The sequence below is a fragment of the Flavobacterium sp. HSC-32F16 genome (assembly GCF_024171645.1).
Classification (GTDB): Bacteria; Bacteroidota; Bacteroidia; order Flavobacteriales; family Flavobacteriaceae; genus Flavobacterium.
Window position 1 is genome coordinate 284,592 of sequence record NZ_JALKAC010000004.1, and the last position, 26,594, is coordinate 311,185.

Sequence of the window (26,594 nt, forward strand, 5' to 3'; positions counted from 1 at the left end):
TTGTTAAATAACGCAAAATAATGTATTTGTTGTCTTTTTTGTATATATATTTGTTAAAACTAATTTTAACTACAACAGATATATTATGAAAACCACTACTTCTTTGGCTTACGATATTCCGGGAAAATTTGAAGAAACACGATTTGAAAAAAATCATAATGTGATCTTTGAAAACTCTGCCGAAGCTTCAAAAAATGTCGCTCAAGAAATAGCTGAATTAATACGTTTAAAACAAACTAACAACGAATCATGTGTACTTGGCCTCGCAACAGGTTCCTCACCAATTAAAGTATACGAAGAACTGGTTCGAATGTATAAAGAAGAAGGTCTTAGCTTTAGTAACGTCATCACTTTTAATTTGGACGAATATTATCCAATGAATAAAGAAAACCGTCAAAGCTATTATTATTTCATGCATCAGCATCTTTTTAATCATATTGATATTAAACATGAAAATGTTAATATTCCAGACGGAACAATTGCTTTAGAACAATTAAATCAATACTGTATTGATTATGAGTTGAAAATCAAACAAGCAGGCGGACTTGATTTTCAATTGCTTGGAATTGGCCGTACGGGTCACGTTGGTTTCAACGAGCCTGGATCGCACATTAATTCAGGAACCCGAATTATTACTCTAGATCATATAACAAGAGTAGACGCTTCATCTGACTTTAACGGAATCGACAATGTTCCTAAAAGAGCGATTACGATGGGGGTTTCTACCATTATGAGATCGAAAAGAATTGTATTAATGGCTTGGGGGCAAAACAAAGCATCTATCATTAAGAGAACTATTCAAGGCGAAATAAGTTCTGATGTTCCTGCAACGTTTTTACAGAATCATCCCAATGCAACTTTTGTACTGGATCAGTCTGCAGCATCAGAATTAACGCGATTTAAAACACCTTGGCTGGTTGGAGAATGTATTTGGACACAGGAATTAAAAAGTAAAGCGATTGTTTGGCTTTGCCAGAAAACAAACCAGTCTATTTTAAAATTGACAGACCGTGATTACAACAACAACGGAATGTCAGATCTATTAGCACAAGAAGGTTCTGCTTACGATTTGAACATCAATATGTTTAACGTATTGCAGCACACTATTACAGGATGGCCGGGCGGAAAGCCCAATACCGATGATTCACATCGTCCGGAAAGAGCCAATCCGGCAAAAAAACGAGTTATCCTTTTCAGTCCGCATCCAGATGATGACGTGATTTCAATGGGAGGAACTTTTTCAAAATTGATAAAACAAGGCCACGATGTACATGTTGTATATCAAACCTCCGGAAATATTGCAGTTACAGACGATGAAGCATTGAAATTTGCTGAGGTCTGCAACGATTTTGCAGGCGGAAATCTTCCAAAAGACATCAACTTCAAATCCGTTATTGAGTTTTTAAATAACAAATCAGAAAATCAGATTGATTCTCTTGAAGTTCGAAAATTAAAAGGCTTAATCAGAAGAAGAGAATCTTACGCGGCAACAAGATACATTGGATTAAAAGATGAAAACACACACTTTTTAGATCTTCCGTTTTATGAAACAGGACAGGTAAAAAAGAATCCGTTAGGTGCTGAAGATATTGCCATTGTAAAAGAAATTATTGCCAGAATAAAACCGCATCAGGTTTTTGCGGCCGGCGATTTGGCAGATCCGCACGGAACACATGAAGTTTGTCTGAATGCGATTTTTGCGGCAATGAAAGAACTCAAACCTGAAAAATACATGGATGACTGCTGGTTATGGCTTTACAGAGGAGCCTGGCACGAATGGGATATTCATGAAATTGATATGGCAGTCCCGCTTTCTCCATCAGAAGTATTATTGAAACGCCACGCCATTTTATATCACCAGTCTCAAAAAGACCGAGTTATGTTTCAGGGAAATGATTCAAGAGAATTCTGGGTTAGGGCAGAAGACCGAAATAAAAATACCGCAATTCTGTATGATGAATTAGGATTGGCAGAATATGAAGCTATTGAAGCTTTTAAACGTTTTGATTATTAATAACATTCGAAAAGTTACTCTTTTCTGCTAAACCTGACGGGTTTTTAAAACCCGTCAGGTTTAAATAACACAATCAAAATAGACTTTTAGATTACCAACCAAAAGCAATACAACCAAATAAATGCCCAATTCTCTCCAATTACAATCATTATCTGATTCCTTAGAAGGAACTCTTTTTTATGATGAACTTCATAAAAAGCTCTATGCTACAGATGCTTCTGCTTATAGAATCATTCCGGAAGCTGTTGCCATTCCTAAAACCGAAGAAGATATTGTGAAAATCATTCGCTTTGCGGCAAAAAACAAAATTTCGATAACGCCCAGAACGGCTGGAACTTCTCTTGCGGGTCAAACCGTTGGAAACGGAATTATAGTAGACGTTTCGAAACATTTTACCAAAATTGTTGCTTTTGATGCCGAAAAGAAAACCATTACCGTACAGCCCGGAGTAATTAGAGATGAACTGAATTTATTTTTAAAACCACACGGATTATTTTTTAGTCCAACTACTTCAACAACCAATCGCTGTATGATTGGAGGAATGGTTGGGAATAATTCATCCGGAACAACCTCAATACGTTACGGTGTAACCCGCGACAAAGTTGTCGAGATAAAAGCGGTTTTGAGTGATGGAAGTCTTGCCGTTTTTAATGATTTGACTTCGGAGGAATTTCTTGAAAAAACAAAAGGCGATTCTTTAGAAAGTAAAATATATAAAACAATTTATGACGAACTTTCGAATAAAGAAAATCAGGAAGAAATTACGAGAGAATTTCCAAAACCTGAAATTCACAGACGAAATACGGGTTATGCCATTGATGCCTTATTAAAATCGGAATTGTTTTCGGGAACAGAAAACACAATTAATTTAGGAAAATTACTTTGCGGAAGTGAAGGAACTCTGGCATTTACAACCGAGATCACTTTGAAAGTAGACGATTTGCCGCCTACAAACAATATCATGGTTGTGGCGCATTTTCATACCATTCAGGAAAGTTTAGAAGCGGTAGTTGTTGCAATGAAGCACCATTTGTACACTTGCGAAATGATGGATGATACGATTTTAGATTGTACCAAAACCAATAGGGAACAAGCTAAAAACCGATTTTTTATTGTGGGAGAACCAAAAGCGGTTATCATGCTTGAAGTAGGATCGCATATTAGTATGGAAGATGCTGAATTGCAAGCCAATTTTTTAATTAAAGACCTGACGGATAATAATTTTGGATATGCACTCCCTAAAATTTACGGAGCTGATATTGATAAAGTAAATGAGGTTCGAAAAGCGGGTCTGGGACTTTTAGGAAGTATTGTAGGCGATGATAAAGCAGCCGATTCTATTGAAGATACGGCAGTAGAACTCAGCGATCTTCCAAATTATATTGCCGATTTTGCCGCTATGATGGAAAGACACGGACAAAGTGCCATTTATTATGCGCATGCCGGAGCAGGAGAATTGCATTTACGTCCGAAGATAAATTTAAAAACAAAAGAAGGATTACACCAGTTTAGGAATATATCCACGGAAGTGGCTCATTTGGTAAAAAAATACAAAGGTTCATTAAGCGGTGAACATGGCGACGGGATTTTACGAGGAGAGTTTCTGCCTTTTATGATTGGCGATAAAAACTATGAACTTCTCAAACGTATAAAAAAAGCATTTGATCCCAATACGATTTTGAATGTTGGGAAAATTGTGAATGCTTCTAAAATGGATGAAAATCTTCGTTTTGAAGCAGGAAGGACAGAACCAGAAATAAAAACGATTCAGGATTTCTCTGATAGTTTAGGAATTTTACGAGCTGCCGAAAAATGCAACGGTTCTGGTGACTGCCGCAAATTACCATCAGCGGGAGGAACTTTGTGTCCGAGCTATCGTGCGACCCGAAACGAAAAAGACACCACTCGTGCCAGAGCCAATGCGCTGAGAGAATATCTGACGCATTCTGAAAAAGAAAATAAATTTGACCACGAAGAATTATATAAAGTATTTGAATTATGCGTAAGCTGTAAAGCCTGTGCCAGCGAATGCCCAAGTAATGTAGATGTGGCGACTTTAAAAGCAGAATTTTTATACCAATACCAAAAAGCAAACGGATTTTCTGTCCGCAATAAAATATTTGCTTTCAATTCAAAACTGAATAAGTTTGGAAGCATTGCACCATCGATGACCAATTTTGTTGCTAATCTGCCTTTGGTTAAAAAAAGTATGGGAATTGCTCCTAAAAGGCAAGTACCGCTTTTAGCACCAAAAACTTTTAAAAAATGGTACGACAAAAATAAAAAGGCAGCAGAAAATAATTCTTTTAAAAACGGAAAAGTATATCTTTTTTGTGATGAGTTTACCAATTACTACGACGTTTCTGTTGGGATTGATGCGTATGAATTATTAACAGCTTTAGGTTACGAAGTCTTTGTTACAGATCATGAAGAAAGCGGAAGAGCTTTTCTGTCAAAAGGTTTCCTGGAACAAGCACAGGAAATCGCCAATAAAAATGTGAATATTTTTAAAGATTTAATTTCCGATAACATTCCATTAATCGGAATTGAACCATCTGCAATATTGACTTTTAGAGACGAATATCTTAGATTGGCAAAAGATAAGGAAGGAGCTGAAAAGCTGTCAAAAAATGTTTTTACTGTCGAAGAGTTTTTCAAAAGAGAAATTACAACAGGAAAAATTCATTCCGGACAATTTTCGGATATGGAGAAAACAATAAAGATCCACGGGCATTGTCATCAAAAGTCATTAAGTACTGTTGAAGCTTCATTTTCGATGTTGAATTTACCGAAAAATAGCACCGTTACAATTTATAATTCGGGTTGCTGTGGTATGGCAGGATCTTTTGGTTATGAAAAAGAGCATTACGAAATCAGTATGCAGATGGGAGAAGATACTTTGTTTCCAAAAATTCGGGCAACGAAACCTGAAACTGCAATTGCAGCAGCCGGAACCAGCTGCCGACACCAGATTTTTGACGGAACAAACAGAAAAGCAATGCATCCGGTAACAATTTTAAGAGATTGTTTGAAATAAGTTTCTCAAATTTGAAGATCTAATAGTTTAAAACAAGATTTTATGAAAAAAGCAATCAGCACTTTACTTCTGGCATTCGTATTTTTTTCTGCAAAAGCAGCAAAAATTGACACAATTCAGGTTTTTAGTCCTTCAATGAATAAGAACATAAAAACCTCTGTAATAGTTCCGGATAATTATAAAAAAAGCAAAGATAGATTTCCGGTCGTGTATCTTCTTCATGGTTACAGCGGCAATTACGGAAGCTGGGCAAAAGACTTTAAAGACCTCGGAAAGCAGGTTGATCAATACGGTTTTATTGCTATTGGCGTTGATGGAAATTATTCAAGCTGGTATTTTGACAGCCCGATTGATCCCAATTTTAAATATGAAACTTATGTAATAAATGAATTAGTTCCTTTTATAGATAAAAATTATAAAACTATTTCCAATCGCGAAGGCAGAGCCATAACAGGTTTGAGCATGGGCGGACACGGAGCATTGTATTTATCATTTAAACATCAGGATATATTTGGTGCGGCAGGAAGTATGAGCGGCGGAGTCGATTTTCGTCCGTTTCCAGAAAATTGGGACATTAAAAAACGTCTGGGTTCTATAACAGATTTTCCTGAAAATTGGAATAAAAACACCGTTACCAATCTGCTTGATCTGGTAAAGGACAATAATTTAAAGCTGATTATAGATTGCGGCGTTGATGATTTCTTTATGAAAGTGAACCGAGAACTTCATGAAAAAATGCTGGAATTAAAAATTAATCACGATTATATCGAACGTCCTGGAGAACATAATCTGGCTTATTGGGAAAATTCATTAAAGTTTCAATTACTGTTTTTTGATAATTTTTTCAAAGAGAAAAAATAAATAAAAGTTATGTGCTGCGATACGATTAAGCAGCATATAAAATTAGGTTGGTTACCTATCCTAAAAGGTTTTTAAAACCTGTTAGGAACTTTTTAACCGTATCAAAATATTTTGTAGCCAAAGATTAAAGGATTGAAATGATTTTTTGTTGTGATGGAAAAAATAGCAAAAGATTAAAAAATACAGCTTTAAAAAATATTGCGAACCCTGCGTAAACCTTTGCGCTCTTTGCGGTTAAATTTTAAGCCACAAATAAAAAATATACTAACTAACCAAAAATAGTACTTATGAAAAGCCTAAAAATTTTAATTCTGATACTGCTGTTTCAAACGAAACTTTTCAGTCAGGAATCACCAAAAAGAGAAATGCGTGCAGCATGGATTTCTACAGTAGACAATATCGACTGGCCGTCTAAACCGGGATTGTCGGACAAACAGATGAAAGCGGAAATGATTATGATTTTAGATAATTTAAGATCCAATAATTTAAACACCGTAATTTTTCAAATCCGCCCAACTGCTGATGCTTATTATAAATCAACAAAAGAGCCGGCATCGCATTGGATAACCGGAACTCAAGGCGTTGCTCCGGGATTTGATCCGCTGCAAATGATGATTGACGAAGCCGGAAAAAGAGGAATGAACGTTCATGTCTGGCTGAATCCATATCGAGTTCAAAAAGATACCGTAAAAGATGTATTGACCAAAACGCACTTGTATTTCAAGAAACCAGAATTATTTCTGACCTACGGAAAATCAAGATATTTTAATCCGGGTTACAAAGAAACCAGAGATTTTGTTGCATCTGTAGTAGGCGAAATAGTTCGAAATTATGATATTCAGGCCGTTCATATGGACGATTATTTTTATCCGTATAAAATTGCCGGACAAGAATTTCCGGATGAAAAAGCATTTGCCAAAGAACCGCGTCAGTTTAAAGACAAAGACGACTGGCGAAGAGACAATGTCGATTTAATCATCAAGCAAATCAGAGACACTATCATTGCCAATAAGCCGGAAGTAGAATTCGGAATTTCGCCTTTTGGCGTTTGGCGAAATATTGCCAAAGATTCAGAAGGTTCGAATACCGTGGCCGGAGCAACCAATTATGACGATTTGTATGCCAATATTTTAAAATGGCAGAAAGAAAACTGGATCGATTATGTAACACCACAATTGTACTGGCACATTGGTTTTGACAGAGCTAATTTTGAAGTTCTGGCAAAATGGTGGGCAGCGCACAAATACGGCGCAAACCTTTATGTAGGCCATGGCGATTATAAGATTTCCAATACTGCCAAAGAACCGGAGTGGAGAAGTCCTGATCAAATCGTGAAACAAATTGAAATGATTCGGAAATTACCTCAAATAGACGGTTCGATGCATTTTACAGCAAATTCATTCTTTAAAAAAGGAGATACGCTTCGAAATCCTCTTATTCAAAAACCATATAAATATATTGCTTTAACTCCCGAAGCAAACAGAATTACAAGAATAAAACCACAAATACCTTCAAATGCTGTAATTACTAAAAAAGGAGATAAAGCCGTTTTGAGCTGGAAAGCAGAATTGGATGATAAGAAATATGTCATTTATAAATTTTCAAAAGGAAAAATAACCGATTTTTCTAATCCGGCGAATATTTATTATGTAACAACAGAAACAAAATTAGAAGTTCCAAATGCTGATTTTGAGAATTATATCTACGCCGTTTCCGCTTTAAGTCAGACCCAGACAGAAAGCGCTCCAATAGAATTTTCAATAAAATAAAAAATAAAAGCCATGAAAAAAAGTGTATTGCTGATAGCCATTTTTCTGAGTTCTTTAAGTACCATACAAGCACAGAAACTAGATATAGTTCCAAAACCGGTAAAGGTGGAACAAAATGAAGGCGTATTTGTTATTCCGTCATCAGTACAAATTATTGTAGACAAAAAAGCAGAAAAAAGTGCTGAGTATATAAAGACCTCTTTTTCAAAATATACAGGGATTAGTCCTATCGTTTCTATCGGAAATAAACATAAAAAAAATACTATTGCATTTTTGGTCGATGAAAAAATGAGCTTCCCCAATGATGGTTATAAATTGAGTATCACCAAAAAAGGAATTTTGGTAAAAGGAAAATCTGCAAACGGAGTTTTAAACGGCCTTCAAACCTTATTTCAGATTTGTTCTGCAAAAGATGTGAAAAAAGGAAGTATCCCGTTTGTAAAAATAGAAGATTATCCTCGTTTTCAATGGCGAGGTATGATGCTCGATTGCTCAAGACAGTTTTTTGATAAACAAACCGTTAAAAATTATATCGACTGGCTGGCTGCACATAAAATGAATATTTTTCACTGGCATTTAACTGATGATAACGGCTGGAGAATTGAAATCAAATCGATGCCTGATTTAACTTTAAAAGGAGCTTGGAGAGGTCCGGGAGAAGTTTTACTGCCATCATACGGATCTGGTGACAAACGTTATGGAGGTTTTTATACGCAGGAAGATATTAAAGAAGTGGTGGCGTATGCTGCCAATCGCGGTATCTCAGTTATGCCTGAAATTGAAATTCCGGGACATTCGCGTGCCGTAACCGCTTCGTATCCGGAAGTGGGATGCGCTATAACGCAGGAACTTAAAAGTGTTCAGGGCGAAGTAAAAAATGTTTGGTGTGTGGGTCGTGAAGAAAATTATGTTCTTCTAGATTCGATTATTAGAGAAGTTTCTGGGCTTTTTCCTTTTGAATATATTCATGTTGCAGGAGACGAAGTCAATCGTGCTAACTGGGAGCATTGCCCAAAATGCCAGGCTTTGATGGCGAAAGAAGGATATACAGATAGTTTTCAGCTTCAAAATTATTTTTTTAGAAGAGTTCAAAAAATTGTAGATAAATACCATAAAAAAACTGATGGCTGGAACGAAATTTTAAAAGGCGGCGAAATCGATCCAAATACTTTGATTTCTGCTTGGCAGGGAATTAGTTACGGAATTGAATCGGCAAAAAAAGGATATCAAACTATTATGATGCCAGGACAATATACCTATTTTGATATGGCGCAGTCTGAAACAGAACGAGGCCATCGCTGGGCCGCTATAACTGATACCAAAAGAGCCTATTCGTTTGAGCCAATTCCTACTGATGATTTAACACCGGAACAGCAAAAAAATATAATAGGTGTTCAGGGTGCCTTGTGGAGTGAATATTTAGACCGTCCAGCCAGAATTATGGAATACCAAAGTTATCCGAGAATCAGCGCTTTGTCTGAAATTGGATGGTCTAAAAAAGAAGACAAAAACTGGGATGATTTTTACGGAAGATTAACGCATAGTCATTTACAGCGTTTGGCGGCTATGGGAATTGCTTTTAGGGATTTTCCGCCAACCGCAATTTATCAAAACGGCACTATTACAGTAACACCGCCTTACGAAGGTGCGGTTGTACGTTATGATGCACAAGGTAATGAACCAACAAGACAATCGGCTTTGTATACAAAACCAATTCAAACAAAGGATTACGAGCATTATATGTTCCGTACTTTTTTTAATGAAGATGTGGCAAGTCCGGCAGTAAAAGTAGAAAAACTGCCTGTTGCAGTTTGGAATACTTCAAAAGCAGAAGTTTTGAATATTTCAGAAAATATTTCAGAACATGTAGACAAAAACGGAATTTGGTATTTAAGCTTTAATTCAATTACAGATGCAAGTTCAAACGGCGTTATAAGGACGGTTTCACTTTTTGAAAATGATAAAGTAATACAAAGTTTTCCTGAAGAAAAAACACTGAAATCAAAACCACGTCTGCGATTTGTAATTGAGAATTACAATGAAAAAAACACGTACCGTTTGGATTTTACAGTTGAAAATAAAGAAGCAAAAGAATCAGCTGCAAAAGTAAATTTCAATTGCTCTCCTTATTTAGAGCCAGAAGTAAAAGTGACGTCGTCGATGGCAGAAAAACCTAAATTTCCAATTTCGACTTTAGAAGATTATAATGCCGAAACTTATTTGCGAACTGATGCTGCGTGTGCCAATGGCGACTGGATTTTATACACTTTTACAAATTCCGTATCTTCTTCTAAAATTGATGTATTAACGGGAATTCCGCATCATCCAAGATTTATTGTGAATAATGGTTATGTTGAATACTCTTATAACGGAATTGATTTTATAAAAGGAGATGCTTTTGATTACGGAAATGCATCAATTTATCCAAAAAAACCTGTAAAGGCAGTAAAAATTGTCATTACAGGAACAAATAACGAGCCTCTTATGGCTGGGCAGGACTTAAGAATTAATCCGTAGCAAATAATATCTAGATATGAAAAAGATAACAGTCAGAATTATACTTGTTTCCTTGTTTTTTTTCGGGATAAATAGTTATTCGCAGATAAAGAAATCTTTTGATGTAAAACGAAATGAAATTTACATTGATTCGATGATGACAAACGCACTCGGAAAAGGCTTTTTTCCCGGAGCACAGATTATAGTGGGAAATAAAGATGCTGTTTTTATTTCGAAAAATTATGGTTTTCATGATTACTCGAAAAAACAGCCCGTAAAAAATGATGATGTTTACGATCTGGCTTCTATGTCGAAAGTTTTAGGAGCGACGCTTGTTACCATGCGTTTAGTTGGAGAAGATAAAATAAATTTAAAAGATAAATTAGGAGATGTCGCTGCAGTTTATAAAAATACCCCAATTGCCGATTTAACACTTTTTGAATTATTAACGCATACTTCAGGATTAAAAGCAAGTATCACTTTTTATCAAAGTCTGCTTTCAACGCCAGATGGTTCACCTTTACTAAGCAAGGAGAAGTCAGATATTTATCCTGATTTGTTTGACACGATGTATGTGAATAAGAATATTGTGTATGATTCGAACTATCTTTCGTTTATACCAAAAGAAAATTGGGTTCAGATTTATAAAAATATGTGGTTAAATCCGGAATTTTATAAAACGGTTTATGCACAAATTGCTGTGGCAAATACGAACACAAGAGGGAAATATGTTTACAGCGATCTGAATTTGCTTTTGGTAAAACAAATGATCGAAGCCAAAACAGGTTTGAAATTAGATGATTTGACAAAAGAAATTTATACTGAATTAGAAATCTCTAAAATTGGTTATAATCCGTTGAAATGGACTTCAGAAGAAAATGTAATGCCAACAGAATTGGATAATTTTTTTAGAAAAGACACTATTAAAGGATATGTTCACGATGAAGCTGCGGCAATTTTTGGCGGTGTTTCCGGAAATGCAGGTTTGTTTGCCAATGCACAATCAATCTCGGTTATCTGTCAGATGCTTTTGAATAATGGAAAATATAACGGTAAACAAATTCTGAAAACATCAGTTGTAAAAGAATTTACAAATTCGCCTCTAGCTAAGGAAGGAATTTACCGCGGATTGGGTTTTGATAAACGAAAACCAGATGAGTTTTTTAAAGCAAATGATTTTGGACACACAGGTTTTACGGGAACTTTTTTCTTTATGAATCCTGATACAGATAGATTTCTGATTATTTTAACCAATCGAGTTAATCCAACAAGAACCAACAGATTGATGTATAAAGATGATTTTACTGCCAAGATATGGAGACAAATTAATAAGTAATTTTTTAGCCACAGATTAAACAGATTAGAAGGATTTTTTTCGCCGCAAATTGCACGAATTTCCACGAATTAAATCTGCTTTATCTGTAATCTGCGTAAAAAATAATTAGTAAAAATTTGTGCAATTCGTGGCAAATAAAAAAAATCATTTTTAATCCTTTCAATCTGTGGCAAGAAAAAAACAAACCGTATGAGAAAACTAGTATTATACATACTGATTACAACAGTATCTTTTGCGCAGAAAATAAAAACAGGAGCTGAAAATTATGTCGCATATCTGCCTTTATTAAAAGGTAAAAGTGTAGGTATTGTAACGAACCAAACCGGAATTATGGAAGATAAAACCCATTTGGTTGATTTTCTAGCATCAAAAAAAATCAAAATCAAGACTGTTTTCGCCCCGGAGCATGGCTTTAGAGGCACTGCCGATGCAGGCGAACATGTGTCTGACGAAACTGATGCCAAAACCGGTTTATCGATTACTTCACTTTACGGGAAAAACAATAAACCAACTCCTGAACAATTAAAAGATATTGACATCATGGTTTTTGATTTGCAGGATGTTGGGACAAGATTATATACTTATGTTTCTACAATGCACAGGATTATGGAAGCCTGCGCAGAGAATAATGTTCCGCTGATTGTATTGGACCGTCCAAATCCGAATATTGCGATTGTCGACGGCCCGGTTTTGGACATTGCTTTTCAAAGCGGTATCGGAATGCATCCAACGCCTTTGCTTCACGGAATGACTTTGGGGGAAGAAGCGAAAATGATTAATGGCCAGAAGTGGCTGAAAAATGGCGTACAATGCAAGCTCACGGTTATTCCGTGTTTGAATTATAACAGAAAAATGACGTATAGTCTGCCTGTTCGTCCTTCTCCAAATTTGCCAAACGACCAATCGGTTAATTTGTATGTAAGTTTATGTCTTTTTGAAGGAACGAATGTAAGCATGGGACGCGGTACAGAAAAGCAATTCCAGATTTATGGTTCCCCTTATCTGCCAAAAAGTGATTTTGCTTTTACCCCAAAACCTAACTTTGGTGATAAAGATCCTTTGTATAATGGTGTAGAATGTAACGGAGAAGATTTATCATCAATTCCGAGAATTAACAGACTTGAAATAAAATGGCTGATTAAAGCATATCAAACTACTTCGGATAAATCAAAATTTTTCGACAAAAGAAAGTTTTCGATCAGAGCCGGAAATGAAAAATTACAGCAGCAAATTGAAGCAGGAATATCTGAAGAAGAAATTAGAAAAGGCTGGCAGCAAGGTTTGAAAAACTTTAAGAAAATGAGAGCGCCCTATTTAATTTATCGTTAAAAGAATACTTTAGCCAAGTTGTAATTCATGATGGGCTAGAATGTTTTTCGTACCTTTATTTTTTAGGATAAAATAGCAGTTTGTATGTCAAAGTTCTTCCTGAAAAAATAAGAATTAAAGATTTTCAGCCTAAAAATATAAGTGATGACAGTAATTACAGAGCAAAATAATGAAGCAATAAAAAAGATATTACCCATTATTTTAGCGACTTCTATTTTTATGCAGATGCTTGATTCAACAATTTTGAATACTTCACTGCCTTCTATTGCCAAAGATTTACACGAATCGCCGCTGGATATGCAGAATGCAATTATCAGTTATGTTTTGACTCTGGCGCTTTTTATGCCTGTGAGCGGTTTTTTATCGGATAAATTTGGGACGAAGAAAGTTTTTATTCTTGCTTTGGTTTTGTTTAGTCTCGGCTCATTATTTTGTTCGCTTTCTCAAAATCTGACGCATTTGGTTTTAGCCCGAATCGTTCAGGGAGTAGGAGGAAGTTTAATGACTCCGGTAGGAAAGCTGGCTCTCATTAAAACATTTCCTAAAAAAGAATTATTGAAAGCCATGAATTTTGCCATCATTCCCGCTTTAATTGGGCCGGTATTAGGACCGTTGGTGGGAGGTTATATGGTCGATTATTTATCCTGGCACTGGATTTTTTTAATAAACATTCCCTTTGGCCTTATTGGTATTTTTTTAAGTTTGAAATACATGCCCAATTATAAATCTAAAATAATCGATTTTGATTTAAAAGGCTTTTTCATTTTTGCTGCAGCTTCACTTTTATTGTCTATTTCGTTGGAATTATTCGGGAATACGGTTCGGGTTTCACCTGTTTTAGCAATCTTAATGTCTGGTTTTTTAATGCTGTATTGGTACTATCGCCATGCATCAAAAGACAATAATCCTATTTTTCCTTTAAATCTGTTTCAGGTAAGAACGTTTCGAGTGGGCATTGTTGGTAATCTGGCAACACGTTTAGGGATCAGTGCGATCCCGCTATTGCTGCCCATGATGATTCAGATAGCTTACGGACAGTCGGCAGTGGTGTCTGGCTGGATTGTGGCGCCAATGGCTCTGACTGCAATGTTTGGAAAATCGGCTGTAATTGGGATTTTGAACACATTTGGTTACCGAAAAACATTAATGGTCAATACTTTTATTATTGGATTCTTAATTTGCTGTCTGGCTATTCCAACAATTCATACTTCTATTTATTGGTATGTTCCCATAATTTCGATATTGGGTTTCTTTAACTCAATACAATTTACCTCTATGAATTCTATTTCTATTGCCGATTTAAGACAGTATCATACCAGCAGCGGAAACTCCTTAATTTCAGTTAATCAACAACTGGCAATTGGTTTTGGAATCGCTTTCGGATTATTAGTTTTAAAGGTTTTTCAAGGTGATGTAAAACTTATTCATCACGAAATTCATAATGCATTTCGATATACTTTTCTGGTTGTAGGTTCTTTAACCATTTTATCCGGGTTCGTTTTTAGAAGACTGCATTTTAAAGACGGAGATAATTTAAAACCAGCCGATTAATCGAACTAAAATATAATTTTAACTTAACCATTTTGCATAAAAGTAATGACTACAAACAATTCTTCAATTCCTATTTTACAAACAAAACAACATTTTGAAATTCTAGACGGACTGCGAGGTGTCGCAGCTCTTGCAGTTGTAATATTTCATTTCATGGAATGGATATTTACCGATCCAAGTAAAAATTTTATAGGACATGGCTTTTTGGCTGTAGATTTCTTTTTCTGTCTTTCCGGATTTGTAATCGGATATGCTTATGATGATCGTATCGCAAAAATGGGACTTCGTAATTTTTTTATATCCCGCATTATCAGGCTTCATCCATTGGTTGTGGCAGGATCTATATTGGGTTTACTGGCATTTTTGTTCGATCCGTTTGGTGGCAATCTTGAATTGTATAGTACAGGCAAAATCATTTTGACATTTATTTGTTCCTTATTTATGATTCCGTTACCGGTAATTGCAGATCGAGGCTTTAACCTTTTCAGCTTCAATGCGCCGGCTTGGTCGCTGTTTTGGGAATACATCGCCAATATTGTGTATGCATTTATACTTTACAGAATTGGGCGCAGTTATCTTTTAATCTTGACTATAATTGCTGCTGGAGCGATTTGTTATGTAGGATATAGTTCCGGGAATTTATTAGGAGGCTGGAGCGGACCGACTTTTTGGGATGGATGCGCCAGAATTTCATATTCATTTTTAGCCGGATTACTTATTTACCGTTCTAATTGGATTATTAAAAACAAACTTGGATTTGCCGGTTTGTCTGTATTATTGTTATTGGCTTTTATAATACCTTCTTCAGAAATGAACTGGATAACAGAACCTTTAATAGTACTGCTTTATTTTCCTTTGCTGGTGTCTTTAGGAGCGGGATCAGTTTTAAATCCGGGGTTGAAAAAGATTTGTGTTTTCTCTGGAAATATATCTTATCCGTTATACATGACACATTATGCTGCTTTATGGATGTTCGGAAATTATTATACTAATTATAAACCAGATACGACACAATTGACATTTGTTGTTATATCTGGAGTGGTTCTGCTTGTTGGATTTGCTTATTTAGTGATGGTCGTTTATGATATTCCGCTGAGGAAATATTTAAGTGATAAGCGAAAAGAAAAACTAGCCAAACTTAAGACTGAAAATATATAAAAACTATTTTCAGAATGCTGTAAAACAAAAGGGAAGACATAAAATCTTCCCTTTTTTATAAATCCAGAGTTTCTAAAATTAATTAGTTTTTCTGTTCAGCAATTGTAGATTTATTGAGTTTGATGATTCTGATTTTCTTATTGGTATTATCCGATAAAAAAATGCGATCGTCCAGTTGAGCATTGCCGACAATAACCCCAAAAGGATTCTGTCCCAAAATATCAGACGCACTCATTACAGCTTTATAATTTTTATTCATAAAATCTTCTTTTGAATATAAACGTACATAATTTGTGCTTCCTGAATTTTCTGAACTTACGGCAAAATCAGTACTAAAAGTTATAGAAATTGGTTTGTTACTGGCAAACGGAGCTGTTGAAGGCTCAATTGGAGTTGTTAAAGATTTTGCAGCATTTGCTTTAATATTGGCAATATCATAATACAAATAGCTTTTAGCATCTCTTCCGGCAACAATTAAATTTCCGGATTGTACATCCATAGAATAAGCTTCTGTCCAGCCGTTTAACGTATTTAATTTCGCTATTGGCGTTAAATTCCAATTACTTGTTTCGGTAATTTGAGAAGTTTCAAACACTTTGATGCTTTTTTCTTTTTCTTTTACAAACACCAATCCGTCTTTTACTACAACACCAAAAACATGAACAAAAGTCTGCCACCATTGACCGTTTCCAACCGTATTGATTCCTAAGCCGGTAGCTTCATCCAAAACAAAAAGTCTTGATTCTTCGCTTCCTAAATAAATTCGCCCATTATCAATACTTATTGATGTTAATAAAGTTAATGGTATAGTGGTGCTTCCTTTAATATAGTTAGAAATTGTTTTTAAATGAGTTAGAGTTAAAGCATCAAAAACTTCCAAAGTACTGCCGTTGCAGACATATAATTTTTCTTTAGAGACAGCTATTCCTTTTGGATCTAATGTTCCCGCACCGTCGCCAATTTGTTTAGCGGTAATTTCGGCGCTTTCAGTTGGATAATAGTAATCGTAGTTTGTAGCTTCTATGTCGTTGCTTTCACTGCAGTTTGTAAAAAAACAAAGCAATAGTAGTAAAAAAGGCAGTCTCTTCATCTTGATTATATTATTTAGTTCCATTTTCCTTCTCCTTTATATTTTAATAAAAATGGATTTTTTTGACTAATTGTAAACACAGGTTTTTTGTAGCTTCCAGACAAATAGCTTGTTTTTGTGTATCCTTTTAAAATATCAGGATCTGTAAACGGAAGGTCATTTAAATAAATTAAATATTTATAAAAATGAGTAAGCATTTCCTGTTGTCCGCCTCCTTCGCCGCTGTTGGCTAAATTACTGCTGTGGTTATAACCGCTGTGATGTGAGTATTCGTGTGACCAAACAGACATTTCTCCAACCCAGTGACCTGTTACATAACCAGATTCCCATTGTGAAGCCAGAGCGCCGCCGCCCCATGCAGAATCTCCGCCCACCATTGCCATATTCAGGTTTCGGCTGTCAATGTAGGTTCCGTAAGCCTGTTCGATTTGAACTTTCGTTAAGTAATCATAAACACCTTCTGCGTCATCTGCATTTCCGTGCCAGTTTAAAGCACCGTTTATTGTTGTTCCTGCCGTTTCTGCCTGTTCTTTTTTGTATCGGTCAAAATTCATGAAAGTATCATAATACATAGGATGGCTGATTGCATACGAGAAATTGATAATCATGGTTATCGCTTCTTTTGCCAAAACGGGATTCATTGGCAGATATTTTCCATATTCATTTTTATGATAATGATCGCTGAACTGAACCAGTCGCGCTGATTTTATTTTTTTGAATTTCTGGAATAAAGGATCACTCGATTCTACAGTAAATTCGATTGAACCAGATGAAAATCCTTCGATTTTATCAATAGTTACTGTGTTTCCTTTTTCGAGTTCGTAATCATTTTTACCTTCTGTCAACGGAATTTTATGAAATGATCTGTGAAAAGCCGGAACTTTAGAAAAATGAAAAAGCACAAATCGTTTGTCATAATTTGGCAGTTTTGCATAGACTTTTACGTCATTTAATTCAACAGGAGAATAAAGAGAAATTTGTACTGAATCTTTTCCTTTTTGAATTACCTGCATAGGCTGATTGACACGAAACCAGCGGTCTTTATTGTCATACATTTTTGATGAATTTTCATCATCTTCAAACATTGTCATAGGATTGTTTCCGGCAGGTAATGTGCTTGCATCGATAGAAGGCAGATAAGCAGGTTTGTATTTGCCGTCTTCATTGTCGTCGCTGCAGGAACTTAAAAGAATACCTGCTGAGAGCGTAAGTAGAAAATAATAAAAGTTTTTTTTCATGTGGTTTTGTTTTGAGGTTTGTGACTTAATTTTTAACGCATTCTTTTTAATTAAATTTTTTAAAGTTTTATATATGATTTTGCGATAGAGACGGGTTGGCAAAAATAAAAGATAAAAGGATTTTAGTATGGTCAAATACGACATAATTGTAATCTTTGCCTGAATGTATTTGTGTCAAATATAAAAACACTTTGCAATACTGTATGTATAAACTTAAAGTTTTGAATAGCGGCATTTACTCCTTAATAAACATCGAATTTGAGAAAGGCCTATTGTTATTCAACCTGAAAAAAATAAATAAAAAAAAGGATTCTATTGTAAACGAACTTGTGAAGGAAGCGTTCCAAATCGTTTTTTAAAAGCAGCAGAGAATCGGCTTGACGAATTATATCCGGTTATATTGGCGATATCTTTTATGCTGATTTCTGGATTTGGAATTAATTGTGTGGCAAAAAGCATATTTTTCTCTTTATGATAATTGAGCATTGAAAAACCATAAATGATTTTAAAATTCGTTTTAAGTTTTGTTGGAGAGGTATTAACTTCTTTTGCAATATATTCAATGCCCTGAAAAGGGAAATGAAGGTTTTTAATAATGATTTTTTCAGCTTTGGCAGCATTACGATAATCAGAATTACTTAAAGACACGTTATCAGCTATGCGGCTGTCAATAGATGAATTTTTAAAAAACTCAAGAATAAGCTGAATGCTTTTTTTTCTTAGATTGATATGATCAAAAGTGCTGTTTTCCTGATTTAAAATTTCTGAAAGTTCTTTTGCCAAAATTTGTGCATTTGGTGCAATATCAACCCATCTGTAAAATCCTCGTTTATTATTTAAAAACGAAATAATTTCTTTTCTTTCCGGAATCGTCTTCGTATTAAGTTCTTTTCTAAGCCAGTCTTTTTTCATGGCAAAGCTGATAATTGTGCCTTCAGTTTCTTTGTAGAAATAGTTTGGAACTTCTGTATACGGTTTATTAAAAGTCCAGGAAGTGTTTAAAAGTGTAACCGATTTAGAATCCTTGATATTAAATTTAAACTCAAAGATGGTTAAATTAAGAAAATAATAATCATTGAAAACATTTTCATCATAACTTGAAATCGTTACTACATTTTGTTTCATGTTCATTTTAGTGAACATTATCCAAAAGCTTTCGTCAATTTTTCTGTAATAAATATTAGAATTATACAACGGGCTGTCAACCGAAATAAATTGACTGGAAGGATTGTGTTTTGCAATGGGCAGACTCACAAGTCCTTTTATCATAGATTGAGGAGAATTGTATAAATAAGGCAATTGAAAAAAATCATCTTTTAACAGAAAAAGATATTTATGAATGTGTTTTGGCCAATTGTCTAAATTCATGATTGAAAAGTTACGTACTAAATTGTATTTGGAACAAGGTTTAACTTTTGAATTATAAATTTATTGCAAGACAATTCAATAAACTCTAAAAATAAGAGGATTTGATTATTCAAAATGAAAACATAAAAAAAGTCCGAAATATGATTTCTTCGGACTTTTTAATTTTTTAGTTTGTGCCTGCTGCACTTTTATCTACGAGAAATAATAAATCTCCGGAAACAGGTTTAATCAACTGCATCGGGTAAAGGGCAGGATTGTATTGTCCTTTTGTTACTTCTTGTAAAGCATGCGCTTTTTTCTCTCCAAAAGTGATTACGATAATCTTTTTCGCTTTGTTTATTAATGGAGCAGTAAGAGTAATTCGGTGCATATTTTGCGGTGCCAGAAAATAGGCATCAACCCATTTGTGCTGTTCATTTAAAACTGCTTCACCCGGAAAAAGAGAAGCAGTGTGTCCGTCGTCTCCCATTCCTAAAAAAATAAGGTCAAACTTTCCTTCTTCTCCTAAAACTTTTCGAATCGATTGCTCATACGTCGCTGCATACTCTTCTGGTGTTACGCCATCTTTGTACATTTCAAAAATGTTTTCAGATGGAATAGGAACGTGGCTTAATAATGCGGCATAAGACATTTTTGCATTACTCAAATCGTCATTAAGCGGAACCCAGCGTTCGTCGCCCCAAAATATGTAAACTTTACTCCAGTCTATTTTAGTTTTGTATTCCTCAGAAGCCAGCAGTTTATAAATTCCTGCCGGAGAAGAACCTCCTGTAAGAACCGCTGTAAATTTTCCTTTTTTTGCAATAGCTTCTTGTGCTGCTGCCGCAAAAAGATCTGCTGCGGTAGTATTAATTTCTTCTGTATTATTGTATATCTGTATCATCTAAAACTTCTTGTTTTGTTTGTGTATTCGGAATCCAGGCGTGTCCTTGTCTTGCTAATAATTCGTCAGCTTCTTCAGGTCCCCAGCTTCCTGCTTTGTAATTTGGGAAATTAGTTGGTGCTGTAGTTTTCCAAACTTGCTGAATGGTATCAATAGCATCCCAAGCTTCTTCTACCTGATCCCAACGCATAAATAGGGTAGGATCTCCTGCCAAGGCATCGGCAATTAAAGTTTCATAAGCTTCCGGTGACATAGTGGAACAAGCAAAATAATCAAATACCATTTCTGCAGGCCTCAAAGCCAATGATAAACCTGGTTTTTTGGTCATAAACTGCAATTTAATGTCCATTGCAGGTTGAATATTGATGATCAAACGGTTTGGTGTCATTCCTTCTTTTCCATAAGAAAAAGCAGAGTGCGGTACTGGTTTAAACTGAATAATGATCGAAGATTGTTTTTCTTCCATTCTTTTTCCAGAACGCAGATAAAACGGAATTCCCTGCCATCTCCAGTTATCCAGATAAATTTTCATTGCGACATAAGTTTCTGTATTAGAATCTGGTGCAATTCCTTTATCCTGGCGATATCCCGGAACCGGAACTCCTTTTATTTCACCGGCATCGTATTGCCCACGTACAATATAGTGATCTACTTCATCCGGTTTAATACGTCGAATTGATTTTAAAACATCGGCTTTACGATTACGAATATCATCTGCGTTTAATGAGGCAGGCGCTTCCATGGCCGTCATACATAAGATTTGAAGCAAGTGATTCTGAATCATATCTTTTAATGCTCCAACGCCTTCGTAGAAACCGCCTCGTTCTTCAACGCCAACTTCCTCTGCAACGGTAATTTGTACGAAATCGATAAAATTACGGCTCCATAAAGGTTCAAACATCGAATTTCCAAATCGGAAAGCCAAAATATTTTGAACAGTTTCTTTTCCTAAATAATGATCGATTCTATAAATCTGTTCTTCCTTGAAAGTCTGCGAAAGCATTTCATTCAATTCAATCGCAGAAGTTTTATCATAACCAAAAGGTTTTTCAATAATAATACGATCTTGTTTCGGGTTTGCCGCAAGTCCGATCTTTTTGATATTGCTTGAAATCGTTGAAATGAAAGAAGGCGTAATCGAAAGATAGAAAAGACGATTGGCACGTTCGCCAAAAGCCAGATCAAAACTGTTGATTTTTTCATTCAATCCGATATAAGATTCCTCTTTATCAATATCAAGACTATGATAGGTTATGTGCGAAAGAAATTTTTCTGTTTCCGGATCCGAAATTCCTTTTTTTCTTGAAAAAAGATTTAGGTTTTCTGCAACATAACTGCGAAAATCTTCATTGGTTTTTTCTGCTCTTCCAAGAGCAATAATCTGAAACTTCTCAGACATACGCCCGTCAAGATACAGATTTTGAAATGCGGGAAAGAGCTTTCTCTTTGCCAGATCTCCGGTTCCTCCAAAAATAACAATGATTGTTGGATTCTTAAGTTTATTTTTAGTCATTGTGTTGTAGTTGTGTTGCTTTAATTGATTATTCAGCCCATTGTGTATGGAAAACGCCTTCTTTATCAATACGTTCGTAAGTATGCGCTCCAAAATAATCACGCTGTGCCTGAATCAAATTTGTTGGAAGATTTGCTGATCTATAAGCATCAAAATAAGCTAATGAATTCATAAGTCCCGCCACAGGTAATCCTTTTTGAACAGCAAATTGAATTACCGCTCTCATTCCTGCTTGATTCTCAGTTAATTTTGAAGCAATTCCAGCATCTAAAAGTAAATTAGGTAAATCAGATTTTGCAACATAAGCTTTTCTGAAATCTTCCAGAATAGTCGCTCGGATAATACAGCCGCCACGCCAGATTTTAGCAACAGTTTCAAGGTTTAATCCGTAATTGTATTCTTTAGAAGCGGTATGAAGCTGAGCCAGTCCCTGCGCATACGTTACAACAATAGAAAGGTATAATGCCGATTTTAAAGCAGCAATTGCTTCACTCGTATTTACATTACTTTCAGGAGTATTCCAAACTAAGTTTTTAGCAGCTTCAATTCTTTCAGGTTTTGTTTTAGACATATCGCGCATTATAACAGCGGCGTCGATAGTTGGAACCGGAACTTGCAAATCCATTGCGTTTTGAGAAGTCCATTTTCCTGTTCCTTTAGATTTTGCCCAATCCGAAATTTTATTAATTAGCAGACTTCCGTCTTCATCTTTTTGTTTTAAAATTTTTCCGGTAATTTCGATCAAATACGACCTAAGATCATCGGTTTGGTTCCATTCTTCAAAAGTTTTCTGAATCGTTTCATCATCCAGATTATAACCTCTTTTCATCAGGTCATAAATCTCAGATATCAATTGCATGATTCCGTATTCAATTCCGTTATGAACCATTTTTACATAGTTTCCGGCAGATCCGTTTCCTAAATATTCTACACAAGGTTCGCCGTCAACTTTTGCCGCAATAGCCTCAAAAATAGGACGGAGTCTTTCGTATGCTTTTTGATCACCGCCCGGCATCATAGCAGGACCGAATCTCGCACCTTTTTCACCGCCTGAAATTCCCATTCCGAAAAAGTGAATTCCTTTTTCAGATAATTCTAAAAATCTTCTGTCGGTATCAGTAAAATAAGTGTTTCCGCCATCGATTATAATATCTCCTTTATCTAAATGAGGAAGTAAGCTTGCAATAGCGCTGTCAACTGGTTTTCCGGCAGGTACCAATAGCATAATTGCTCTGGGCTGCTGAATAAGCTCTACGAAATGTTTTACATCTGTTGTGGCTTCAATTGTGTGGTTGGCGTCAGCTTCATGTTGAAGAGAGTTGACTTTTTCAGTGTCTAAGTCTAAACCTGCAGCCGCAAAGTTATGGCTGGCGATATTTAAAAGTAAGTTACGGCCCATTACACCGAGTCCTACAATTCCAAAATCAAATTTGCTCATAGTTTTCAATTAACTAAAATTATTAAAGAATGTTTTCTGGGAAAAAGTAAGAAAAAAATCAGTAATTCTTTTTCAATCAGTTCTTTGCAGAAAACAACGTTTGTTTTAATCTTACTATTTAAGATTGACTTTGCTAAGTTAGAGAAAAATGATGAAAAACTAGGAGTAAAATAGTCCGCTTTAAGGGTATATTGTGATAGTTTTTTAAGTGTGAGATTTATACTTATTTTTAAAATAGTTGTTTTAAAATAGAATAAATGACTTTGGTGTTATTGAATAAAAAAAGTCCGAAAAACTTTTGTTTTTCGGACTTTGTGGAGTCGCCGGGAATCGAACCCGGGTCCAAACAAGCAACTAAAGAGCTTTCTACACGTTTATTTCCTGATTAGATTTTCGATGTTAAGCTAGGCCAGAAACAGCCACCGAACACTTATCTTCTTAATTTTCGAAACCCACCCGAAGCTCATGGATTTCTAGGTTTATTTTTACGGTTCCCCTGAACGGAACGCCACAAACCAAGGCTTTCCAGGAGAATCCAGCTTCTCTACCTTGTAGAGACGTGGCGCAATCTTACTATGATTCGGATTATGCAGCTAAAGCGTAATTATTTTCGCCGTGTAAAAGTTTAAGATCTTATATTTACGAGCAAGGTCTCAATGCTCGACGTGCTTACTGTTCAATTCGACTTGCTGTCAAAACCAGTCGACCCCAAAATTTGAGTCTGCAAATTTATACTATTTGAAATTACTTTCTATTAAAATTTTCAGAAAAATTAGAAAGTCAAAAATCGAAAGTCGTAAAGTTTTTAAAGTATTCGACTTTAAGACTTTTAACTTTCGACTTTATGACTATTTTATTCTTCGTCTTTAAAATTAAAAGGATAATCTCCAAAAACAGGAGCTAATTTGCGTACTGCATAAGTATTTCTTGTCATTTTGTTAGACAAAGCGATAATCGTAACATGTTCTTTCATTAAAGTAATGTAAGAAGAAGTATTACCATGCCACCAGCCATTATGAAAATAGAAGTTTTGTCCGGTTTCCCAATTAATCATTCTAATTCCTAAACCGTAATTCTTAGTTCCTTTACGTTCATTACTGTAACCTGCATAAACTTGTTTTAGTAATTCAGGTTTTAAGAAGTCAGGCGAATTTCTGGCTCTGTCAAATTTTAAAAGATCTCGTGCTGTCGAGAAGATGTTTTTATCTCCATACACATTATCTAAATAGTCAAAACCTATTTCGACACCGTTTCCTTTATAAGAAGGAACAATTTTTTTTCTGTCTTTATCATCATCAAAAACATACGTATGAGTCATTCCCAAAGGTTTGAAAATCATCTCAGACATTGCTTCTTTATAACTTAAACCCGTAATTTTCTCGATTATAAGTGCCAGCATGGCATAATTAGTATTGCAATAGCTGAAACGTGTTCCGGTTTTAGATTCTAAACCAATATCTTTTGTAGCCAGAATATCTAAAATGTCTTTATTCGTAAGCTGATTATGTCTGTCCCAAATAGATTTATCTCTATCCGTAAAGTAAGCATAATTACGCATTCCGGTACGATGACTCAAAAGCATTCTGATGGTGCAGTCTTCGTAAGGAAATGTTTTTAAAATGGTATTTACTTTTTGGTCTAACTCTATTTTACCTGCGTTAACGAGTTTTAAAATCGCTGTAGCAGTCAAAACTTTACTTACAGAAGCAATTTGCACCGGAGTTTCGGGAGTTATTTTTGTTCCTTCATTTTTATTGGCAAAACCATTATATCTTTCAAAAATAATCTGACCATTTCGGGCTACTAAAAAGCTTCCGTTCATGTTGTTATTAGGCCAGTTTTTGTTGTAAAAATGATTTATTCTGCCTGTAACCGAGTTTTTGTAAGCCTGAGAAATTTTGGGTTCAGGACCTAACGGTTTCATTTTCGGTAAAGTATCTTCGACTATTGGAGTTGTAACTGTTTTTGTTTTATTATCATTACCACAAGCACTTAAAACTAATACAGTGAAAAGTATTTGTGGTATCTTTGTTTTTTTAAGGAAAATCATTTGCATCGTTCTTTAAAAACAAATATATCGAATTCAATTTTGTTGTTTTCTCAATTTAAGGGTCTGTAGAGGCTTGTTTTTAACATTGTTTTAACATCTGTTTTTCTTAGTTGTTTGTTTTTCAGGTTTTAACCATTTTTAAACATTCTAAATAGTAATTTCGAAACAAAATTTTAACTAAATTTGTTATATTTGAAACAAATACGATTCAAAAAGTTATATTATTTAATGTTTTAAATTTATTTAAATGAAGTTTGGAATTATAAAAGAAAGAAAAAATCCGCCGGACAGAAGAGTTGTTTTTTCTCCAAATGAGTTGACAAGACTAAAGCAGCTTTATCCTAAAGCTTCAGTTGAGGTTGAAAGTTCAGATATTAGAATTTTTCCTGATTCAGAATATAAAAACATGGGAATTACAGTTACAGATAATGTTTCTGACTGTGATGTTTTATTTGGTGTAAAAGAAGTTCCTGTAGAAAATTTAATTCCAAATAAAGACTATTTCTTTTTTTCGCACACTATAAAAAAACAGCCTCATAATAGAAAATTACTTCAGGCGGTTTTAGAAAAAAATATTGATTTATACGATCACGAAACCATTGTTGATGAGCATTACCGCCGCTTAATTGGTTTTGGTAAATATGCAGGAATGGTTGGGGTTTATAACGGAATCCGTGCTTTTGGAATTAAATTTGAATTGTTTAAACTCCCAAAAGCAGAATCTCTTTCGGGGAAAGATGCTTTGATTGCACAGTTGAAACGTATTACAATGCCAGCCTTAAAATTTGTAATCACAGGAACAGGAAAGGTTGGGAGCGGCGCCAAAGAAATCTTGGATGCTATTAAGGTAAAAGAAATTACAATTGATAATTATCTGACGAAAAAGTATACACAAGCGGTATATGTTCAGTTAGATGTTTTAGAATACAATAAGCGTATTGACGGACAGGTTTTGGATTTTAAAGATTTTGTTGATCATCCAGAGGAGTATACTTCGGATTTTGAAAGATTTACGAAAGTATCTGATATCTATTTTGCAGGACATTTTCATGCTAATAATGCGCCAATGATTTTAACTAGAGAAATGTTGAATGCAAGTGACTGCAGGCTGAAAGTTGTAGCCGATATTTCCTGTGATGTAAACGGACCTATTGCCTGTACAATTCGTTCTTCGACGATTGAAGAACCTTTATATGGTTATTTTCCGTTTGAAGATGAAGAAGTAGATCTCTTTCATCCTGCTGCAGTAGCGGTTATGGCGGTTGATAATCTGCCATGTGAAATTCCAAAAGACGCCAGTGAAGGTTTTGGAGAACAATTTATGGAATATGTAATTCCGGCTTTCTTCAACGGTGATAAAGACGGAATTTTAAAACGTGCGAAAATCACTGAAAATGGTAAATTAACAGAACGATTCAGCTATCTGCAGGATTATGTAGACGGCAAATAATTGTGAATTGTTA

General features: G+C 35.1%; 17 protein-coding genes and 1 other RNA gene. 10 read left to right on the forward strand and 8 right to left on the reverse strand.

The annotated features are described in order from the left end of the window. Positions 1-85: 85 nt before the first annotated feature. The 9 genes from nagB to L1276_RS14645 all read left to right on the forward strand — a co-directional run bounded on the left by nagB (position 86) and on the right by L1276_RS14645 (position 15,551). Positions 86-2,014, forward strand: coding sequence for a glucosamine-6-phosphate deaminase (gene nagB / locus L1276_RS14605; RefSeq protein ID WP_253788991.1), 1,929 nt, complete (start codon positions 86-88; stop codon positions 2,012-2,014). Between the two features lie 121 nt (positions 2,015-2,135). Next, complete coding sequence (locus tag L1276_RS14610; RefSeq protein WP_253788993.1) at positions 2,136-5,051, forward strand: FAD-binding and (Fe-S)-binding domain-containing protein; 2,916 nt, start codon at positions 2,136-2,138, stop codon at positions 5,049-5,051. Positions 5,052-5,093: 42 nt separating this feature from the next. Next, a complete protein-coding gene (locus L1276_RS14615; RefSeq protein ID WP_253788995.1) occupies positions 5,094-5,912 on the forward strand; it encodes an alpha/beta hydrolase family protein in 819 nt (272 codons plus the stop codon). Positions 5,913-6,199: 287 nt separating this feature from the next. Beyond that, positions 6,200-7,681, forward strand: coding sequence for a glycoside hydrolase family 10 protein (locus L1276_RS14620; RefSeq protein WP_253788997.1), 1,482 nt, complete (start codon positions 6,200-6,202; stop codon positions 7,679-7,681). A 12-nt stretch (positions 7,682-7,693) separates the two neighbouring features. Further along, complete coding sequence (locus tag L1276_RS14625) at positions 7,694-10,198, forward strand: beta-N-acetylhexosaminidase (protein WP_253788999.1); 2,505 nt, start codon at positions 7,694-7,696, stop codon at positions 10,196-10,198. 16 nt (positions 10,199-10,214) lie between these two features. Then, positions 10,215-11,513 (forward strand): serine hydrolase, encoded by a 1,299-nt coding sequence (locus tag L1276_RS14630; protein ID WP_253789000.1) that lies wholly within the window; start codon positions 10,215-10,217, stop codon positions 11,511-11,513. 189 nt (positions 11,514-11,702) lie between these two features. Beyond that, positions 11,703-12,842 (forward strand): exo-beta-N-acetylmuramidase NamZ domain-containing protein, encoded by a 1,140-nt coding sequence (locus L1276_RS14635; RefSeq protein WP_253789002.1) that lies wholly within the window; start codon positions 11,703-11,705, stop codon positions 12,840-12,842. A gap of 144 nt (positions 12,843-12,986) precedes the next feature. Continuing rightward, positions 12,987-14,393: an MFS transporter gene (locus tag L1276_RS14640; RefSeq protein WP_253789004.1), complete on the forward strand. Its 1,407-nt coding sequence runs from the start codon at positions 12,987-12,989 to the stop codon at positions 14,391-14,393. Between the two features lie 45 nt (positions 14,394-14,438). Further along, positions 14,439-15,551 carry an acyltransferase gene (locus L1276_RS14645; protein ID WP_253789006.1) on the forward strand — a complete coding sequence of 371 codons (1,113 nt, stop codon included), beginning with the start codon at positions 14,439-14,441 and terminating at the stop codon, positions 15,549-15,551. 82 nt (positions 15,552-15,633) lie between these two features. Here the strand turns inward: L1276_RS14645 and L1276_RS14650 are convergent, their stop codons facing one another. The 8 genes from L1276_RS14650 to L1276_RS14685 form a co-directional block, all read right to left on the reverse strand. Beyond that, on the reverse strand, positions 15,634-16,665 hold the full coding sequence (locus L1276_RS14650; protein ID WP_253789008.1) for a hypothetical protein: 1,032 nt from the start codon (positions 16,663-16,665) through the stop codon (positions 15,634-15,636). After that, positions 16,656-17,879, reverse strand: coding sequence for a hypothetical protein (locus tag L1276_RS14655; protein ID WP_253789010.1), 1,224 nt, complete (start codon positions 17,877-17,879; stop codon positions 16,656-16,658). The genes L1276_RS14650 and L1276_RS14655 overlap by 10 nt, the downstream gene beginning before the upstream one ends. Before the next feature lie 312 nt (positions 17,880-18,191). Next, the gene (locus L1276_RS14660; RefSeq protein WP_253789012.1) at positions 18,192-19,247 is read right to left on the reverse strand and encodes an AraC family transcriptional regulator; all 1,056 of its coding nucleotides are present in this window, start codon (positions 19,245-19,247) and stop codon (positions 18,192-18,194) included. Between the two features lie 166 nt (positions 19,248-19,413). Next, a complete protein-coding gene (pgl, locus tag L1276_RS14665; protein WP_253789013.1) occupies positions 19,414-20,130 on the reverse strand; it encodes a 6-phosphogluconolactonase in 717 nt (238 codons plus the stop codon). Then, the gene (zwf, locus tag L1276_RS14670; protein ID WP_253789015.1) at positions 20,111-21,643 is read right to left on the reverse strand and encodes a glucose-6-phosphate dehydrogenase; all 1,533 of its coding nucleotides are present in this window, start codon (positions 21,641-21,643) and stop codon (positions 20,111-20,113) included. The genes pgl and zwf overlap by 20 nt, the downstream gene beginning before the upstream one ends. Positions 21,644-21,671: 28 nt before the next feature. Continuing rightward, the gene (gndA, locus tag L1276_RS14675) at positions 21,672-23,081 is read right to left on the reverse strand and encodes an NADP-dependent phosphogluconate dehydrogenase (RefSeq protein WP_253789017.1); all 1,410 of its coding nucleotides are present in this window, start codon (positions 23,079-23,081) and stop codon (positions 21,672-21,674) included. 312 nt (positions 23,082-23,393) lie between these two features. Beyond that, positions 23,394-23,791, reverse strand: a transfer-messenger RNA (tmRNA) gene (gene ssrA / locus L1276_RS14680). A gap of 143 nt (positions 23,792-23,934) precedes the next feature. Further along, on the reverse strand, positions 23,935-25,137 hold the full coding sequence (locus L1276_RS14685) for a serine hydrolase (RefSeq protein ID WP_253789019.1): 1,203 nt from the start codon (positions 25,135-25,137) through the stop codon (positions 23,935-23,937). Positions 25,138-25,378: 241 nt separating this feature from the next. Between L1276_RS14685 and L1276_RS14690 the strand changes: the two genes are divergently transcribed. Continuing rightward, positions 25,379-26,581, forward strand: a complete 1,203-nt coding sequence (locus tag L1276_RS14690; protein ID WP_253789021.1) for an NAD(P)-dependent oxidoreductase — start codon at positions 25,379-25,381, stop codon at positions 26,579-26,581. Positions 26,582-26,594 lie beyond the last annotated feature (13 nt).